Source organism: Cellulomonas sp. P1_C4 (assembly GCF_056406355.1).
The window spans coordinates 66,412-82,679 of the sequence record NZ_JBFUAI010000001.1; the positions used below are offsets into that span (position 1 = coordinate 66,412).

General features: G+C 72.4%; 15 protein-coding genes. 6 read left to right on the forward strand and 9 right to left on the reverse strand.

Features of this window, described 5'->3' with window-relative positions; all coding sequences use genetic code 11:
- Positions 1–54: 54 nt before the first annotated feature.
- Complete coding sequence (locus AC1DYZ_RS00285; protein WP_477063227.1) at positions 55–567, forward strand: hypothetical protein; 513 nt, start codon at positions 55–57, stop codon at positions 565–567.
- A 1-nt stretch (position 568) separates the two neighbouring features.
- Here the strand turns inward: AC1DYZ_RS00285 and AC1DYZ_RS00290 are convergent, their stop codons facing one another.
- Complete coding sequence (locus AC1DYZ_RS00290; RefSeq protein ID WP_477063228.1) at positions 569–2,215, reverse strand: bifunctional 3'-5' exonuclease/DNA polymerase; 1,647 nt, start codon at positions 2,213–2,215, stop codon at positions 569–571.
- Between the two features lie 34 nt (positions 2,216–2,249).
- Complete coding sequence (locus tag AC1DYZ_RS00295; RefSeq protein ID WP_477063229.1) at positions 2,250–2,915, reverse strand: NAD(P)-dependent oxidoreductase; 666 nt, start codon at positions 2,913–2,915, stop codon at positions 2,250–2,252.
- Between the two features lie 64 nt (positions 2,916–2,979).
- On the opposite strand from AC1DYZ_RS00295, the gene AC1DYZ_RS00300 reads away from it, so the two are divergent.
- A complete protein-coding gene (locus tag AC1DYZ_RS00300) occupies positions 2,980–3,465 on the forward strand; it encodes a MarR family transcriptional regulator (RefSeq protein ID WP_477063230.1) in 486 nt (161 codons plus the stop codon).
- 6 nt (positions 3,466–3,471) lie between these two features.
- Here AC1DYZ_RS00300 and AC1DYZ_RS00305 read toward each other — a convergent pair whose 3' ends face one another.
- From AC1DYZ_RS00305 to AC1DYZ_RS00335, 7 genes are all read right to left on the reverse strand, one after another.
- Positions 3,472–3,771 carry a putative quinol monooxygenase gene (locus AC1DYZ_RS00305; RefSeq protein WP_477063231.1) on the reverse strand — a complete coding sequence of 100 codons (300 nt, stop codon included), beginning with the start codon at positions 3,769–3,771 and terminating at the stop codon, positions 3,472–3,474.
- Positions 3,768–4,190 (reverse strand): DUF6157 family protein, encoded by a 423-nt coding sequence (locus AC1DYZ_RS00310; protein WP_477063232.1) that lies wholly within the window; start codon positions 4,188–4,190, stop codon positions 3,768–3,770. The genes AC1DYZ_RS00305 and AC1DYZ_RS00310 overlap by 4 nt, the downstream gene beginning before the upstream one ends.
- 33 nt (positions 4,191–4,223) lie before the next feature.
- The gene (locus tag AC1DYZ_RS00315; protein WP_477063233.1) at positions 4,224–5,435 is read right to left on the reverse strand and encodes an ABC transporter permease; all 1,212 of its coding nucleotides are present in this window, start codon (positions 5,433–5,435) and stop codon (positions 4,224–4,226) included.
- Complete coding sequence (locus AC1DYZ_RS00320; RefSeq protein WP_477063234.1) at positions 5,432–6,367, reverse strand: ABC transporter ATP-binding protein; 936 nt, start codon at positions 6,365–6,367, stop codon at positions 5,432–5,434. Before AC1DYZ_RS00320 ends, AC1DYZ_RS00315 begins: the two co-directional genes overlap by 4 nt.
- Before the next feature lie 68 nt (positions 6,368–6,435).
- Positions 6,436–8,406: a beta-galactosidase gene (locus AC1DYZ_RS00325; RefSeq protein WP_477063235.1), complete on the reverse strand. Its 1,971-nt coding sequence runs from the start codon at positions 8,404–8,406 to the stop codon at positions 6,436–6,438.
- On the reverse strand, positions 8,403–9,521 hold the full coding sequence (locus AC1DYZ_RS00330) for a Gfo/Idh/MocA family protein (protein WP_477063236.1): 1,119 nt from the start codon (positions 9,519–9,521) through the stop codon (positions 8,403–8,405). The genes AC1DYZ_RS00325 and AC1DYZ_RS00330 overlap by 4 nt, the downstream gene beginning before the upstream one ends.
- Positions 9,522–9,789: 268 nt before the next feature.
- The gene (locus AC1DYZ_RS00335) at positions 9,790–10,836 is read right to left on the reverse strand and encodes a LacI family DNA-binding transcriptional regulator (protein ID WP_477063237.1); all 1,047 of its coding nucleotides are present in this window, start codon (positions 10,834–10,836) and stop codon (positions 9,790–9,792) included.
- A 302-nt stretch (positions 10,837–11,138) separates the two neighbouring features.
- On the opposite strand from AC1DYZ_RS00335, the gene AC1DYZ_RS00340 reads away from it, so the two are divergent.
- The 4 genes from AC1DYZ_RS00340 (at position 11,139) to AC1DYZ_RS00355 (ending at position 16,258) form a co-directional block, all read left to right on the forward strand.
- On the forward strand, positions 11,139–11,504 hold the full coding sequence (locus AC1DYZ_RS00340; RefSeq protein ID WP_477063238.1) for an L-rhamnose mutarotase: 366 nt from the start codon (positions 11,139–11,141) through the stop codon (positions 11,502–11,504).
- On the forward strand, positions 11,501–12,655 hold the full coding sequence (gene rhaI, locus AC1DYZ_RS00345; protein ID WP_477063239.1) for an L-rhamnose isomerase: 1,155 nt from the start codon (positions 11,501–11,503) through the stop codon (positions 12,653–12,655). Before AC1DYZ_RS00340 ends, rhaI begins: the two co-directional genes overlap by 4 nt.
- Positions 12,652–14,697: a bifunctional aldolase/short-chain dehydrogenase gene (locus AC1DYZ_RS00350; RefSeq protein WP_477063240.1), complete on the forward strand. Its 2,046-nt coding sequence runs from the start codon at positions 12,652–12,654 to the stop codon at positions 14,695–14,697. Before rhaI ends, AC1DYZ_RS00350 begins: the two co-directional genes overlap by 4 nt.
- An 88-nt stretch (positions 14,698–14,785) precedes the next feature.
- On the forward strand, positions 14,786–16,258 hold the full coding sequence (locus AC1DYZ_RS00355; protein ID WP_477063241.1) for a rhamnulokinase: 1,473 nt from the start codon (positions 14,786–14,788) through the stop codon (positions 16,256–16,258).
- Positions 16,259–16,268: the final 10 nt, after the last annotated feature.

The window sequence follows — 16,268 nt, forward strand, 5'->3', positions numbered from 1 at the left end:
CTCGGTGGTTCGCAAGGCACCATGGGTGCAGTCCCGGTCGACGACGGAGGTTTGATGAGTTCCGACAACAGCTCGATCACGTTCGTCGGCCGATTCCTGCGCAGCAAGGGCCCGGCCGAGCTGTTGTACGGAGCGCTCGTCTCGGCCGTCGTGCTCGCGACGACGAGCGCCACCGTGGAGAGCGGCGAGATCGTCCTGGTCGCGACCGCCATGGTGTCCGTCACGTACTGGCTGGCCCACGTCTACGCGGACGCAGTCGGCGGCCGGTTCGAGGACGTCGACCACCCGTCCCACCATCGCATCCGGCACGCGCTCACGAACAACACCGGCGTCCTGCTGGGCAGCATCCCCGTGCTGGTCGTGTTCTTCCTCGGGCGGCTGCTCGGCATGACCGTCGCGAACGCCGCCTTCCTCGCCCTCTGGTTCACGGTCGCGATGCTCGCGGCCGTGGCGGCCCTCGCCGCCCACCGGGCCGGCGTCCGCGGCGGCAAGCTCATCGGGGAGACGGCCGCCGCTGGCGCCTTCGGGCTGCTCGTCATCGCCCTCAAGCTGATCCTCAGCCACTGACCTACTTCGCCTGGTCGTAGGACTCCACGACCGCGACGTTCAGCGCGAAGTCGACGGGCGTGGCCCCGAACAGCAGCCGCCCGGCCTCGATGGCGGACTCGCGGACCGCGTCGGCCACCGCGGCGGCGACGTCGACCGGGGCGTGCACCATGACCTCGTCGTGCAGGAAGAACACCAGGTGCGGGCGGCCGTCGATCGCGAGCAACCGACGCCGCAGCGACGCCATCCAGCACAGCGCCCACTCGGCCGCCGTGCCCTGGACGATGAAGTTGCGCGTGAACCGCCCCCAGTCGCGGCCGCGCCGACGGGCGGCCCGGACGTCGTCGGCGGCGGCGCCCTCGGCCGACKCCGCCGCGAGCTCGGCCTGCCAGGCGGCGTCGGGACGCGGGGAGGTGCGACCCAGCCAGGTGGACACGACGTCGCCGCGCTCACCGGCCCGCGCACCCGCCTCGACGAGCGCGACCGCGCGCGGGTAGGCCTTGGTCAGGCGTGGCATGAGGACGGCGGACGGCCCGGTGGTCGCCCCGTAGATGGCGCCGAGCATCGCGTACTTGGCCTCGGACCGGGTCTCGACGATGCCCGCGTCGACCACGCCCTGGTAGAGGTCCGCCTGCCGGCCGGCCGCGGCCATGGCGCCGTCGCCGGACATCGCGGCCAGCACGCGGGGCTCCAGCTGCGCGGCGTCGGCGACGACGAGCGTCCAGCCGGGATCCGCCCGCACGGCCGCGCGGACGCTCGCGGGCAGCTGCAGGGCGCCCCCGCCGCTGGTGGCCCAGCGCCCGGTCACCACCCCGCCGGGCACGTAGTCGGGCCGGAACCGCCCGTCGTGCACCCACGCGTCCATCCACGCCCATCCGTTGGCGCTGAGCAGGCGCGACAGCTTCTTGTAGGCGAGCAGCGGCTCGCGCACCGGGTGGTCCAGCTCCTTGATCTCCCAGGTGCGCGTGGACTCGACGTCGCACCCCGCCGACCGCAGCCCGCGCAGCAGGTCAGGCTGCGAGTCGAGGTTGAGCGACGGCTGCCCGAGCGCCGCGCGGACCTCGTCGGCAAGGGCCTCGAGCTTGGCGGGCCGCCCGCTGCGCGGACGCGGGCCCAGCAGGTCGGTGAGCAGGGCGTCGTGGGCCTCGACGCTCCACGGCATGCCGTCGTGCTGCATCTCGGCGGCGATCAGCGCGCCGGTGGACTCGGCCGCGAGGAGCAGGCGGAGGCGACCCGGCTCGTCGGCGCCCGTCACGGCCGCGAGCTGGCGCTGCAGCTCCTCGAGGGGGTCCTCGGGGACCTCCGCCCGGGGCTCGTCGAACAGGCTGACCTCGACGGGCGCCGGGATGCGCGGACCGTCCCAGGGGCCGCGGTCCGCGAGGGCCAGCGCCGACGACTGCGAGTACACGCTCCGGCGCAGGATCGCGTGGCAGAGCCGCAGGTCGTGGCAGCGCTCGACGCGCACGCCGGCGGCCAGCAGCGGCGGGTACCGGCGGGACGTGTCGTCCCACACCCACCGCGGCCGGTCGGTCTCGCGCTCGTGCACGGCGGCGGCCAGCGCGTCGACGGGAACGTCCGTCGACGAGACGAACGCGCCGTCGTCGGTCAGCGTCTGCAGCGCGACGACGTCGGGGCGCGACGGGTCGTCGACGAGCAGCAGCAAGGACACGGCTCATGGTCGCAGCCGCGTCCCACACAGCCCGTCAGGACGCGGCGCCCACCGCGTGCCCGACGGTCTCGGGCCGGTCGAGCGCACGGAGCATGAGGTCGGCGACGTCCGCCCGCGAGATCGACCAGCCGCCGCGGACGTTCTGGTCGAGCGCGGTCCGGTACGTGCCGGTGAGGGCCTTGTCGGTGAGCTTCGGCGGGCGCGCGATCGTCCAGTCGAGACCGCTTGCGCGGACGACGTCCTCCATCGCGGCCAGGTCGGCGTAGTGCGCCGTGAACAGCGTCTTCGCGACGCCGCTGAACAGGTGGCGCATGAAGAACCCGTCGCCCGCGTCGTGCGTGGGCGGGTGCGGGTTCTCGGGGGACGGGACGGTGCCGATGGGGGCTGCGCTGACGACGACGAGCCGCGTGCTGCCGGTGCTGCGCATCGCGTCGACGATCGCGCGGGTGCCGCGGGTCGCGATCCCCTCGTCGGCCTTGGTGCGCGCGCCGAGGCCGGACAGGACCGCGTCCGCCCCGGCGACGGCGTTGGCCAGCGCCGCCGTGTCCTTGTCGAGGTCGACCGTCATGACCCGCGCCGTCGTGCTCGGCAGCCTGCTCGGGTCGCGGACGACCGCGGTGACGTCGTGCCCGGCGGCGGTTGCCTGCTCGAGGATCTGACGCCCGATGCCGCCGGTCGCGGCGATGATCGTGAGCTTCATGGGTGTGCTCCCAGTCCGGTGTACGGTCTTCTTAGAGATCGAGAAGATATGAGGACCGTAACATATGAGTTCCGAAACGTCTGCCGACGAACGTCGCCGCAAGCGCCGGCTGACCGTCGACGTGCGCGACTCGATGCGCGAGCTGAGCATCCAGCTCGACCTGCTCAACCACCAGGTGAGCCAGCGCCTCGACATGCGCGACGTCGACCTGGACTGCCTCGACCTCATCGGCCGCCACGGGCCGCTCGGCGCCTCGGCGCTCGCCCGGCTGGCCGGCCTGCACCCCGCGACCATGACGGGCGTGCTCGACAGGCTGGAGAAGGGTGGCTGGATCGTCCGCGAGCGCTCCGCGGAGGACCGCCGGGCCATCGTCGTCCGCGCCGCGAAGGAGCGGGGGGCGGAGATCTACCAGCTGTACTCGGGCATGAACGCGTCCATGGAGGACCTGCTCGACGGCTACTCGGAGCGGGACCTGACGGTCATTGCCGACTTCCTGACCCGGGCGCGGGAGGCCGGCGTGGCGGCGACGGGGGAGCTGGCGCGGGACTGAGGGACGTCAAGCCCCCAGCCCGCCGACGACCTCGCCCTCGACGCTGGTGAACTCCCCGGCCAGCATCGGCATCGCCTCCGCGATCGCGGCGCGCGTGCCCGGCAGCTGCAGCGACGCGGCGTGGTGGGCGGCCGACTCCCAGACCTCCGACACGACGATCAGGTCTTCGTCGCCGACGGCCAGGGACACGACGTACGACCGGCAGCCGACGTCCGCCAAGGTGTCGGTCGAGCGCAGCAGGATCTCGACCACCTCCGAGCGCCGGCCCGGAAGCGTCCGCATGGTCCCCACGTACGAGTAGGTCATCGCCGCGAGCTCCGCATCGCCGTCGTCACGGTGACGGGTGACCCGTCGGGCGCCGCGCCGGCGGCCAAGGCGTCGTAGTCGGACGACCCCACGGCGTACACCGCCAGCCGCCCGTCGGCGTCGGCGTGGATGCCCCAGCCGTACCGCTTGCCCAGGTCGCTGGAGCGCAGGCAGGCGTGCGACTGGGAGTAGAACGCGGCCCACTCGGCGGCGGACGACGGATCGACGTCGTGGCGCGACGCCCACACCCGGAAGATCACGTCGGACGACCGGAGCCCGTAGGGCGCCGAGGCGATCAGGTCGTACGTGGCCGACGCGATGGTCGGCGCATCACCGCGGGGCGCGGGCGGGACCCCGGCGACGGCCGCCGTGTCCGGCGCCACCGCGATGAACGTGGAGGTGTAGTCGACGTTCTCCATGATTCAGACGCTAGACCGGAGCACCGACAGCCCTTACGACGAGCTCAGTGCGTCCTTGAGCTTGATCCGACCGCCGCTGCGCAGCACGGCGTTGGAGTAGACCCGCCCCGCCAGCCACACCAGCACCGGGATGAGCGCCAGCGACAGCCCGAGCGACAGGGCGACCTCCCACGGCTCGACCTCGCCCAGGGCGATCCGCATGGGCATGAGCAGCGGCGCGCAGAACGGGACGAACGACAGCCACACCACCAGCGGGTTCGTCGGGTCCCACGGCGCGATGCTCACGCCGATGATGTACGGCACCATCATCAGCGTCATGACCGGCGCGGTCACCGAGCCGACGTCCTCCTGCCGGGAGACCAGCGCCGCGAGCGCGCCCAGCGCCAGCGCATACATGGTGAAGCCGACGATGAACCAGATGATCACCCAGAGCGCGGTCGAGCCGAGGTTGATCGAGCTGGAGTCGACGAGGCCCAGCGCGAACGCGGTTCCCACGCCCGAGGCGACGACCAGCACCACCTGCGACAGACCGATCACCCCGATGCCCAGGACCTTGCCGGCCATGAGCTGCCACGGCCGGACCGTCGCCAGCAGCAGCTCGACCACGCGGCTCGACTTCTCCTCGACCACGCCCTGCGCCACCAGCTGCCCGGCGGTCATGAGCGAGATGAACAGCAGGATCCCGGCGACGAACCCGGCGACGATCTGCCCGCCGTCGCGCTCCGGCTCGGGCTCCAGCGCGGTGACCGCGGGCGACGCCTGAGCGATCTCGCGCCCGACCTCGCCGGGGTCGCCCCCGAGCTCGGTCACGGCGGTCGACAGCGCCTCCTGCTGCGCCAGCGAGGCGAACACGGGGGCCAGCGAGTCGGGGAGCTTGGTGTGCACGACGACCGTCAGCGGGTCGGTCGAGGTGATCAGCGCGTCGATGGTCCCGTCCTTGAGCAGCGCCTCGCCGCTCGCCTGGTCGGCGACCTCCTGCGTCTCGATCGTCGCGCCGGTGACCTTGCCCGTGGCCACGACCTGGTCCGCGACGTCCGCGGCCTCGGAGGTGACGCCGACGTGCTGCGTCGAGTCCTGCTTGCCGACGAAGCTGAGCAGCACGCCGCCCAGCACGACGGCGGCGACCAGCGCGATCGTCGTCCAGACGAAGGCCTTGGACCGGATGCGGGTGCTGATCTCGCGGCCGGCGATGAGGCGCACGGCCGCGCCAGAGGACAGCTCGACGAGGGTCGGTCGGGGGGTCATGCGGACACCGCCTGCTTCTCCGGCGCGTCGGCGTCGGTGCTGACCACGTGCCGGTAGAGCTCGGTGAGCGACGGCCGCAGGAGACTGAACTCGCGCACCGCGCCGGCTGACAGGGCCGCCCGCAGGATCTGCTGGTCGGCATCGTCGGCAGCCTGCCCCTGCACCTCCACCACCGACCGCGGTCCGTCGGTCGACACGACGCGCGCCGACGGCACCGCCGACACCCACGACGCCGCCGGCGGCCCGTCCACCACCCAGCGGCGGTGGTCGGTGCGACGCAGCTCCTCGATCCCGCCGAACGCCACCATCGAGCCGGCCTTGATGATGCCGACCCGGTCGCACAGCGCCTCGACCAGCTCGAGCTGGTGCGAGCTGAACAGCACCGGCACGCCCGCCGCGGCCTGGTCCCGCAGCACCCCGCTCATCACGTCGACCGCGACCGGGTCGAGGCCCGAGAACGGCTCGTCGAGCACCAGGATCTCGGGGGAGTGGACAAGCGCCGCGGCCAGCTGCACGCGCTGCTGGTTGCCCAGCGACAGCTTGAGGATCTCGTCGCCGCGCCGCTCACCGATGCCCAGCACCTCGGTCCAGTGCTCCATCGCGTCCGTGGCGGACTTGGTAGACAGCCCGTGCAGTCGCGCCAGGTAGACCAACTGGTCGCTGACCTTCATGCGCGGGTACAGGCCGCGCTCCTCGGGCATGTACCCGATGCGCCGCCGCACGGCCAGGTCGACCGGCCTGCCGTCCCACCGCACCTCGCCCGAGTCGGCCTCCAGCACGCCGAGCACGATCCGCATGGTCGTCGACTTGCCGGCCCCGTTGGAGCCGACGAAGCCGACGATCTCGCCCGCGCGCACCTCCATCGAGAGGTCGCGCAGCGCGCGGATGTCGCCGTAGGTCTTGTTGAGGGACTCCATCGTCAGTGCACCCATGCGTCCCATCGAAACAGACGGCACCGACGAAAGGCGACGAGATACGGACAACCGAAGGCGGTTCCCCGTCAGCCTTCCCGGACCACGGCGACCCCGCCAGCGGCGACCACCAGTGCACCCGCCACGGCCTCGTCGCGCAGCAGCTCGTGCCCGCTCGCCGCGACCTTGACCTCGTCGTCCGTGTGGTTGAGCACGAACAGCCACGACCGGTCGTCGGCGCCGTGGCGTCGCACGATCTCGACCCCCTCCGGCGCGTCGGCGGCCGTCAGCCCGGCCTCCGCGACGAGCGCGTCGGTCACGGCCTGCAGCCCGTCGGCGTCGAGACGCGTCGCCAGGTACCAGGCGGCTCCCGCGCCGACCTGCCGACGAGTCAGCGCCGGCCAGCCGGCGAGGTCGCCGTCGGCGAACGTGCGGACCGCGGTCGTCCCCTCGGCGAGGTGGATCTGCTCCGACCAGACGTCCGCCGCCGACCCGTCGTCCAGCGTCAGCGTCTCGCCGTCCTGCAGCGCCCAGATCTCCTGCGACCGGACGCCCAGCAGCTCGCGGAACGCGCCCGGGTAGCCGCCGAGGCGGATGTGGTCGTGCTCGTCGACGATCCCGGAGAAGTACGTGACCAGCACGGACGCCCCGTCGGCAGCCGCGGCCGCGATGTTCGCCGCGTCCGCGTCCGTGACCAGGTAGAGCGTCGGCACGACGACGAGCGAGTAGCCCGACAGGTCCGCCGAGGGACGCACGATGTCGACGGTGATGTTCCGCTGCCACAGCGCCCGGTAGTGCGCCAGCACGCGGTCGGGGTAGGTGACCGCGGCGGACGGGTGGCTGTCCAGCTCGGTGCCCCACCAGGCCGGGTAGTCGAAGACGATCGCGGCCTGGGCCCGGACGCGGCTGTCCGAGACCTCGGAGATGGCCTTCAGAGCCGCCCCCAGCGCGACCGTGTTCCGCCAGACGTCCGTGTCCGTGCCCGCGTGCGGCAGCATCCCCGAGTGGAACTTCTCCGCCCCCGCGGCGGACTGCCGCCACTGGAAGAACATCACCGCGTCGGCGCCGCGGGCCACGTGCGCCAGCGAGTGCCGGAGCATCTCGCCCGGCCGCTTCGTGCGGTTGCGCGGCTGCCAGTTCACGGCGCTCGTCGAGTGCTCCATGAGCATCCACGGCTCGCCGCCGGCCACGCCGCGCGTCAGGTCCGCGCTGAACGCGAGCTCGATGTGCGCCTCGGGGTCGTGGGCGCGCGTGTAGTGGTCGTTCGCGATGACGTCGAGGTCGTCGGCCCAGGAGAAGTAGTCCATCCACTTCGTGCCGGTCGACAGCATGAGGTTGGTCGTCGTCGGGATGTCCGGCGTGACCTCGCGCAGGACGTCGCGAAGCGCGCGGTAGTGGACCAGGAGCTCGTCCGACGAGAACCGCGCGAAGTCGAGCTGCTGCGTCGGGTTCGGGTACGTCGGGGCGCTGCGCGGGGGCAGCACCTCGTCGAAGTCGTCGTACCGCTGCGACCAGAACGCCGTGCCCCAGGCGTCGTTGAGCGCCTCGACCGTGCCGTACCGGCCCGCGAGCCAGCGGCGGAAGGCGGCCGCGGCGTCGTCGGAGAAGTCGTGCGGCACGTGGCAGCCGAGCTCGTTGTCCACGTGCCAGATCGCGAGCGCGGGGTGGTCCTTGTAGCGCTCGGCCATCGTCCGCGTCATGCGCAGGGCGTACTCGCGGTACAGCGGCGCGGACACCCGGTACGCCTGCCGACCACCCGGGTGCAGCACTGTCCCGTCGGCGAGCACGGGCAGCAGCTCGGGGTGCTTGCGCGTCAGCCACGGCGGCGGGCTGGCGGTCGCCGTCGCGAGCGCGACCTTGATGCCCGCGGCGGCGAGCCGGTCGAGCACGTCGTCCAGCCAGCCGAAGTCGTGCTCGCCCTCGCGCGGCTCCAGCTGCGCCCAGCTGAAGATCCCGACGCTGACCAGCGTCACGCCGGCCTGCTGCATGAGCTCCACGTCCTCGATGCGTGTAGCCAGGGGCCACTGCTCGGGGTTGTAGTCGCCGCCGTACTGGATCATCGGGTCCTCATCTGTGTGGGTCGCAGGTCTTCGATGCCGTGCAGGAAGCCGTCGCGCAGCTCGCTGCCCGGGGCCAGGTCGTCCTTGGTCACGGGCCGGCCGAGCGAGGCCGACGCGTAGATGGCGGTGACCAGCTCGAGCGAGCGGTGCGGGTCCGACGCCACCGGCGGCAGGCTCTCACCCGTGCGCAGCGCAGCGTAGACGGCGCGCAGCAGGGGCGTGTGACCGGAGGGCTCGTCGTCGACCGGCAGCGTCCACGACGCGGGCGCGTCCGCCGGTTCGCCGCCGGTGCGGTCGGGGGCCGGCGTGAGCCGCCACGAGCGGGCGTCGTGCCCGTACAGGTGCTCGACCTCGACCGTGCCGAGCGTGGTGTCGACCCGCACGTAGCTGGTTTGCCGGGGCGCGAGCGCGGTGGTCAGCACCGACACGATCGCGCCGTTGGCGAACCGGATGACGGCGGTCGACGTGTCCTCGGTCTCCAGGTCGCGGTCCAGGCGGAACGCGCGCGCGTCGACCTCGGCCCACTCGCCCAGCAGGAACCCGAGCAGGTCGAGCTGGTGGATGCCGAGCCCTAGCAGCGGCCCGCCGCCCTCGGTGGCCCACTTCCCGCGCCACGGGACCGCGTAGTAGTCCTCCTGCTTGCGGTACCAGAGCGTGTGGCAGACGCCGACGAGCGGGCGGCCGAGCGCCCCGTCCGCGAGCAGCTTCTGCACGTGCCCGACGGCGGTCCCGGTGCGCTGCTGGAACACCACGGCGTACTGGCGGCCTACCTCGTGGGCGACCTCGAGGACCGCGTCCAGGTCCTTGAGGGAGAGCACCGGCGGCTTCTCGCAGACCACGTGGGCGCCGGCGCGCAGAGCGGTGATCGCCTGGTCCTTGTGCAGGCCGGGCGGGGTGCACAGGTGGACGACGTCGACGGTCTCGTTCGAGAGGAGCTCGTCCAGGCTGTCGTACCGGCCGGCAACGCCGAACTCGTCGGCAAACGCGTCCCGCACAGCCGGGCTGGGGTCCGCGACCGCGACGACCTCCGCCAGCGGGTCCGCCGCCAGCACCGCCGCGTGCGCGTGGGCGATGGCCCCGGTCCCGACGAGGGCAACCCTGAGCACTTCCGTCACGTCCGCTCCTTTGCGTCGACTCTCGACCGTGCGTGGCAACGGTAAGCGCTTGCCTGCCGATCCGTCCATGCGCTGCGGCTCCCTGCGTCCGGGCGGACGCGCGGAGACTGGCCACTCCCCGGGCGTTTGGCCTGCGCGACGTCGCGGGTTTCGGACGAAGTCGTGAGTTGCAACCCGCGACTTCGTCCGAAACTCACGAACTCGCCGCCGGCGCGGGCCGGACGACATCGACTCGGCTGCAGCGCCGTGCTGGCGTCCGAGCGACCCCTCAGGCCGACGGGTCCGACGAGCCTCGGACCACCAGCTCCGGCTGGAACTGGATGCGCTGGTGCTGGAAGTTCGCACCCTCCGCTCGCTGGCGCAGCAGCAGGTCGGCGGCGGTCCAGCCGAGCTGGTGCGTCGGCTGCCGGACGGACGTGAGCGGCACGGTGAGCATCGACGCGAAGACGACGTCGTCGTACCCGACCACCGCCATCTCGCCGGGGATGGCGACGCCGTGCGCCCGCAGCGCGCGCAGGGCGCCCAGCGCGGTGAGGTCGTTGACGCAGAACAGGGCCGTCGGACGCTCGCCGGGCAGCGCGAACAGCTCCTCGATGCCGGTCTCTCCGCCGTCGGCGTTGAGCGAGCCGATGGTGATCTCGACGAGCGCGTCGGCGGGCTCAAGCCCGGCGGCGTCGAGCGCGGCGAGCACGCCGGCGCGCCGGTCGATGCACTGCTTGATGGTGAGCGGCCCGTTGATGAACGCGATGCGCGTGTGCCCGAGGGCGATGAGGTGCTCGACGGCGAGGGCGCCGCCGCGGACGTCGTCGACCGCGACGGACGAGATGTCGTCCACCGGGGAGGTGGCGTCGAGCAGGACGACGTCGATGCCGCGGTCGCGCAGGGCGAGCAACCCGTCCAGCGACCCGGCGGACGGCGTGACCATGACGCCCTGCACGCCGTGCTCCTCGAACAGCCGCAGGTACCGCGCCTCGCGCTCGGGGTCCTCGTCGGACGACGACAGCATGAGGGTGTACTCGTCGGCGGCCAGCCGGTCCTCGACCCCGCGGGCTACCTCGGTGAAGAACGGGTTGGCGATGTCGAGCACGATGGCACCGACCGTCTGGATGGTCCCGGCGCGCAGCTGCCGCGCCGAGGCGTTGCGGACGAACTGCAGCTCCTCGATCGCCACCAGCACCCGGTCGCGCGTGGAGTCGCTGACCTGGTCGGGGCGGTTGAGCACGTTGGAGACGGTGCCGACGGAGACGCCGGCCCGCCGGGCGACGTCCGTGATGGACGGGCGGCGGTCGGCGCGTCCCCGTGTCGTCGTCGACATGGACACTCGTCCTCCCCGTGAAGCGTGCGATCAGGTGGGCCGATGGTAGTTGTCACCGTCGAGGCCACCACGGCGCCCCGCGGCATCACTTCTTGTGACGCCGGACCGCCCGCCACTAGCGTGCAGCATCGTGAATCGATTCACCACCCTTGAGGGCAAAGACTATGGTTCGGATCTTCGCTCTCGCGGGGCCGGCCGGGCATCCGGCGGATGCGGGCGTGCCTCTCGCCCCTTGACAGCGTGGCAAACGCGTTCGTAGAGTGCGTGAATCGTTTCAAAGGCGATTCGAGAAAGGTGTCGGCATGACCCGCGTGTGCTTCATCTCCCGCGTTCGGCCCGACCGGCTGGACGAGTACCGGTCCCGGCACGCCGCCGTGTGGCCCGAGATGCTCGAGGCCCTGCGGGACACCGGCTGGCGCGACTACTCGCTGTTCCTCGCCGACGACGGCCTGCTCGTCGGCTACCTCGAGACCGACGACTACGCCGCCGCCCAGGAGGCCATGACCCGCACCGCGGTCAACCCGCGCTGGCAGGCCGAGATGAGCGACTTCTTCGTCGACGACGGCAACCCGGACGAGGGCTTCCGCGTCCTCGACGAGGTGTTCCACCTGGAGGACCAGCTGCTCGCGGCCGGCCTCCCGACCTACTCCCAGGAGCTCCGCGCATGACCATCACTGACGTCCTGGCCCAGCAGACGATCGAGCTCCCCTCGTGGGCGTTCGGCAACTCGGGCACCCGGTTCAAGGTGTTCGCGCAGCAAGGCGTCCCGCGCGACCCGTACGAGAAGATCGCCGATGCGGCCCAGGTGCACCGCTACACGGGCGTCGCCCCGCGGGTGAGCCTGCACATCCCGTGGGACCTGGTCGACGACTACGACGACCTCGCCGCGCACGCCGCGCGGCTCGGCGTCAGCATCGGGGCGATCAACTCGAACCTGTTCCAGGACGACGACTACATGCTCGGCTCGCTGACGCACCCGTCCGCGGCCGTCCGCAAGAAGGCCGTCGCGCACCACCTGCAGTGCATCGACGTCATGCGCGCCACCGGGTCCACGGACCTCAAGCTCTGGCTGCCGGACGGGTTGAACTACCCCGGGCAGGACTCGCTGCGCGCCCGGCAGGACCGGCTCGCGGACTCGCTGGCCGAGATCTACGCGGCCCTCGACCCGAACCACCGGCTGATCCTCGAGTACAAGTTCTTCGAGCCCGCGTTCTACTCGATGGACATCCCCGACTGGGGCACGTCGCTGCTGCACTGCCTGGCGCTGGGGGACCGCGCGTTCGTCGTGCTGGACACCGGGCACCACGCGCCGGGCACCAACATCGAGTTCATCGTCGCCCAGCTGCTGCGCGCGGGCCGGCTCGGGGCGTTCGACTTCAACTCGCGGTTCTACGCCGACGACGACCTCATGGTCGGGTCCGCGGACCCCTTCCAGCTGTTCCGGATCATGCACGAGATCGTGCAGTCGGGGGCTCTGTCGCCGGACTCCGGCGTCAACTTCATGCTCGACCAGTGCCACAACATCGAGCCGAAGATCCCCGGGCAGATCCGCTCGGTGATGAACGTCCAGGAGGCGACCGCGAAGGCGCTGCTCGTCGACGCCGACGCGCTGCTGGCGGCGCAGACGGCCGGTGACGTGCTGGGCGCGAACGGCCTGGTGATGGACGCGTACAACACGGACGTGCGCCCGCTGCTCGCGCAGCTGCGGGAGTCGCAGGGCCTCGACCCCGATCCGATCGGGGCGTACAAGGCATCGGGGTACGCGGAGAAGATCGTCGCCGAGCGAGTCGGCGGCACGCAGGCGGGATGGGGAGCATGAGCAGGGCAAATACGAGCGCCGCAGACGAGCTGGTCGCCCGGTCGAACAGGCTGGGTGCGGACCCGCGCACGACGAACTACGCCGGCGGGAACACCTCGGCCAAGGGCACGGCGACGGACCCGGTCACCGGGTCGGACGTCGAGCTGCTCTGGGTCAAGGGCTCCGGCGGCGACCTGGGCACGCTGACGGAGAAGAACCTCGCGGTGCTGCGTCTGGACCGGCTGCGCGCGCTGGTCGACGTGTACCCGGGGGTCGAGCGCGAGGACGAGATGGTCGCCGCGTTCGACTACTGCCTGCACGGCAAGGGTGGTGCGGCGCCGTCGATCGACACGGCGATGCACGCGCTAGTCGACGCGGTGCACGTCGACCACCTGCACCCGGACTCCGGGATCGCGTTCGCGACCGCCGCCGACGGGGAGGCGCTGACCGAGGAGGTCTTCGGCGACTCGGTCGTGTGGGTGCCCTGGCGCCGGCCCGGCTTCCAGCTCGGCCTGGACATCGCGGAGATCAAGGCGAAGAACCCGCAGGCCATCGGCTGCATCCTGGGCGGGCACGGCATCACGGCCTGGGGAGACACGTCCGACGAGGCCGAGGAGCGCTCGCTGGAGATCGTGCGGACCGCGGAGGCCTTCATCGCCGAGAAGCTCGCCGCCGGCCCGCACCCGTTCGGTGACGTGGTGGTGAGCCCGCTGTCCGACGACGAGCGCCGCGCCCGCGCCGCCGCCCTGGCGCCGGTGATCCGGGGTCTGGCCTCGACGGACAAGCCGCAGGTCGGGCACTACACATCCTCCGACGTGGTGCTGGACTTCGTGTCCCGCGCTGCGCTGGGTCGCCTCGCCGAGCTGGGCACCTCCTGCCCGGACCACTTCCTTCGCACCAAGGTCAAGCCGCTCGTGGTGGACCTGCCGTCGGACGCGCCCCTGGAGGACGTCGTCGGCCGGCTCAAGGAGCTGCACGCGCTGTACCGGGCCGACTACCAGGGCTACTACGACCGCAACGCGACGCCGGACAGCCCGGCGATCCGCGGCGCCGACCCGGCGATCGTGCTGGTCCCGGGCGTCGGGATGTTCTCGTTCGGCAAGGACAAGCAGACGGCGCGTGTGGCCGGCGAGTTCTACGTCAACGCGATCAACGTCATGCGCGGCGCCGAGGCGATCAGCACCTACGTGCCCATCGACGAGGCCGAGAAGTTCCGCATCGAGTACTGGGCACTCGAGGAGGCCAAGCTCGCGCGCATGCCCAAGCCCAAGCCGCTGGCCACCCGCGTCGCGGTCGTCACCGGGGCGGGGTCGGGCATCGGGCGCGCGATCGCCGAGCGGCTCGCGGCCGAGGGCGCGTGCGTCGTCGTCGCGGACCTCAACCTCGAGGGCGCGTCCGAGGTGGCCGCGTCCCTGGGCGGCCCCGACGTGGCCGTCGCTGTGCAGGCCGACGTCACCTCCGAGGAGGACATCGCCCGCCTGATCGCGGAGACCTCGCTCGCCTTCGGCGGCGTCGACCTCGTGGTCAACAACGCCGGGCTGTCCATCTCCAAGCCGCTGCTGGAGACGACCGCCCGCGACTGGGACCTGCAGCACGACGTCATGGCGCGCGGCTCGTTCCTGGTGGCGCGCGAGGCGGCCCGGGCGATGATCGCCCAGGACATGGGCGGCGACATCGTCTACATCGCCTCCAAGAACTCGCTGTTCGCCGGGCCGAACAACATCGCCTACTCGGCCACCAAGGCCGACCAGGCCCACCAGGTACGGCTGCTCGCGGCCGAGCTGGGTGCGCACGGCATCCGCGTCAACGGGGTCAACCCCGACGGCGTCGTGCGCGGGTCCGGCATCTTCGCCGGCGGCTGGGGCGCTCAGCGCGCCGCGACCTACGGCGTGCCGGAGTCCGAGCTGGGCGCGTACTACGCCCAGCGCACGCTGCTCAAGCGCGAGGTCCTGCCCGAGCACGTGGCCGCGGCGGTCTTCGCGCTGACGGGCCCGGACCTGGTGCAGACGACAGGCCTGCACGTCCCGGTCGACTCGGGCGTGGCGGCGGCCTTCCTGCGATGAGCCTCGAGAACGTCGCCTCACCGCGAGAACGGCACTGCTGGGTGCCGTTCTCGCGGCGATCGGCCGTTCTCGGCGACGGGGCGAGCCGGTGAGCGCGTTCGCGGCGGTCGATCTCGGGGCGTCGTCCGGACGGGTCATCGTCGGGACCGTCGTCGACGGCCGTGTGACCCTGCACGAGGTCAACCGGTTCCCCAACGGGCCGGTGCGCGTGGGCGGGTCGCTGCACTGGGACGTGCTCGGGCTCTACCGCGGGATCCTCGACGGGCTGCGCGCGGCGACCCGCGAGGCGGGCGTGCTCGACGGCATCGGCATCGACTCGTGGGCGGTCGACTACGGGCTGCTCGACGCCGACGGAGCCCTGCTCGGCAACCCGTTCCACTACCGGGACGCCCGGACCGACGGAGTGCCGTCGAAGGTCTTCGCGACGATCCCCGCCGCGGACCTCTACGCGCGCACCGGACTGCAGGTGCAGCCCTTCAACACGGTGTTCCAGCTCGTCGCCGCGCAGGGGACCGCCGCGCTGGCCGCCGCGCGCGGCGCGCTGCTCATCCCGGACCTGCTCGGCTACTGGCTGACGGGCGTGCGGGTGGCGGAGGTGACCAACGCGTCCACCACGGGCCTGCTCGACGCGACGACGCGCACATGGGCGACCGACCTGGCGGAGCGGCTCGGCATCGACGCGCGGCTGCTCCCGCCGCTGCGCGACGCCGGCGAGCTGCTCGGGCACGTCCGCGAGGACATCGGGCTGCCCGGGCACGTGCCGGTGTGGACCGTCGGCTCGCACGACACGGCATCGGCGGTGGTCGCGGTGCCGGCCTCTTCCGACGACTTCGCCTACATCTCGTGCGGCACATGGTCGCTGGTCGGGCTGGAGCTCGACCGACCGGTGCTCACCGAGGAGAGCCGCGCCGCGAACTTCACCAACGAGGCCGGCATCGACGGCACGGTCCGGTACCTGCGCAACGTCATGGGCCTGTGGGTGCTGCAGGAGTCGATCCGCACCTGGAACGAGGCCGGCCTGCCGGCGGACCTGCCCGATCTGCTCGCGGCGGCCGCGCGGGTCCCGGCCCTGACCACGGTGGTCGACATCGACGGCCCGGCGTTCCTGCCACCCGGCGACATGCCTGCGCGCATCGCCGCGGAGGCCGTGCGGACCGGGCAGACGCCGCCGCAGTCGCAGGCCGAGACCGTGCGCTGCATCCTCGACTCGCTCGCGCTCGCGTACCGCGGGGCGGTCCGGCAGGCGTCGGCGCTCGCCGACAGACCGGTCTCCGTCGTGCACGTCGTCGGCGGCGGGGTGCGCAACGAGCTGCTCTGCCAGCTCACCGCCGACGCGACCGGGCTGCCCGTGGTCGCCGGCCCGGTCGAGGGGGCCGCGCTGGGCAACGTGCTGGTCCAGGCGCGGGCCGCGGACGTGCTGTCCGGGGGCCTGCCGGAGCTGCGGGCGGTCGGCGCACGGGGCCTCGGGCTGCGGCGGTACGAGCCGGGCGCGACGGGTGGTCCGACCGACCGGCAGTGGGACGCGGCAGCTGCGCGGACAGGACGGGACGAAGGTCCGTAGGCGGCCCGAC

Excerpts from the sequence above, each read along its gene's own strand:
- AC1DYZ_RS00285 (WP_477063227.1), top strand. The coding sequence starts at position 55 with ATGAGTTCCGACAACAGCTCGATCACGTTCGTCGGCCGATTCCTGCGC.
- AC1DYZ_RS00295 (WP_477063229.1), bottom strand. The coding sequence starts at position 2,915 with ATGAAGCTCACGATCATCGCCGCGACCGGCGGCATCGGGCGTCAGATC.
- AC1DYZ_RS00300 (WP_477063230.1), top strand. The coding sequence starts at position 2,980 with ATGAGTTCCGAAACGTCTGCCGACGAACGTCGCCGCAAGCGCCGGCTG.
- AC1DYZ_RS00305 (WP_477063231.1), bottom strand. The coding sequence starts at position 3,771 with ATGACCTACTCGTACGTGGGGACCATGCGGACGCTTCCGGGCCGGCGC.
- AC1DYZ_RS00310 (WP_477063232.1), bottom strand. The coding sequence starts at position 4,190 with ATGGAGAACGTCGACTACACCTCCACGTTCATCGCGGTGGCGCCGGAC.
- AC1DYZ_RS00315 (WP_477063233.1), bottom strand. The coding sequence starts at position 5,435 with ATGACCCCCCGACCGACCCTCGTCGAGCTGTCCTCTGGCGCGGCCGTG.
- AC1DYZ_RS00320 (WP_477063234.1), bottom strand. The coding sequence starts at position 6,367 with ATGGGTGCACTGACGATGGAGTCCCTCAACAAGACCTACGGCGACATC.
- AC1DYZ_RS00325 (WP_477063235.1), bottom strand. The coding sequence starts at position 8,406 with ATGATCCAGTACGGCGGCGACTACAACCCCGAGCAGTGGCCCCTGGCT.
- AC1DYZ_RS00335 (WP_477063237.1), bottom strand. The coding sequence starts at position 10,836 with ATGTCGACGACGACACGGGGACGCGCCGACCGCCGCCCGTCCATCACG.
- AC1DYZ_RS00340 (WP_477063238.1), top strand. The coding sequence starts at position 11,139 with ATGACCCGCGTGTGCTTCATCTCCCGCGTTCGGCCCGACCGGCTGGAC.
- rhaI (WP_477063239.1), top strand. The coding sequence starts at position 11,501 with ATGACCATCACTGACGTCCTGGCCCAGCAGACGATCGAGCTCCCCTCG.
- AC1DYZ_RS00350 (WP_477063240.1), top strand. The coding sequence starts at position 12,652 with ATGAGCAGGGCAAATACGAGCGCCGCAGACGAGCTGGTCGCCCGGTCG.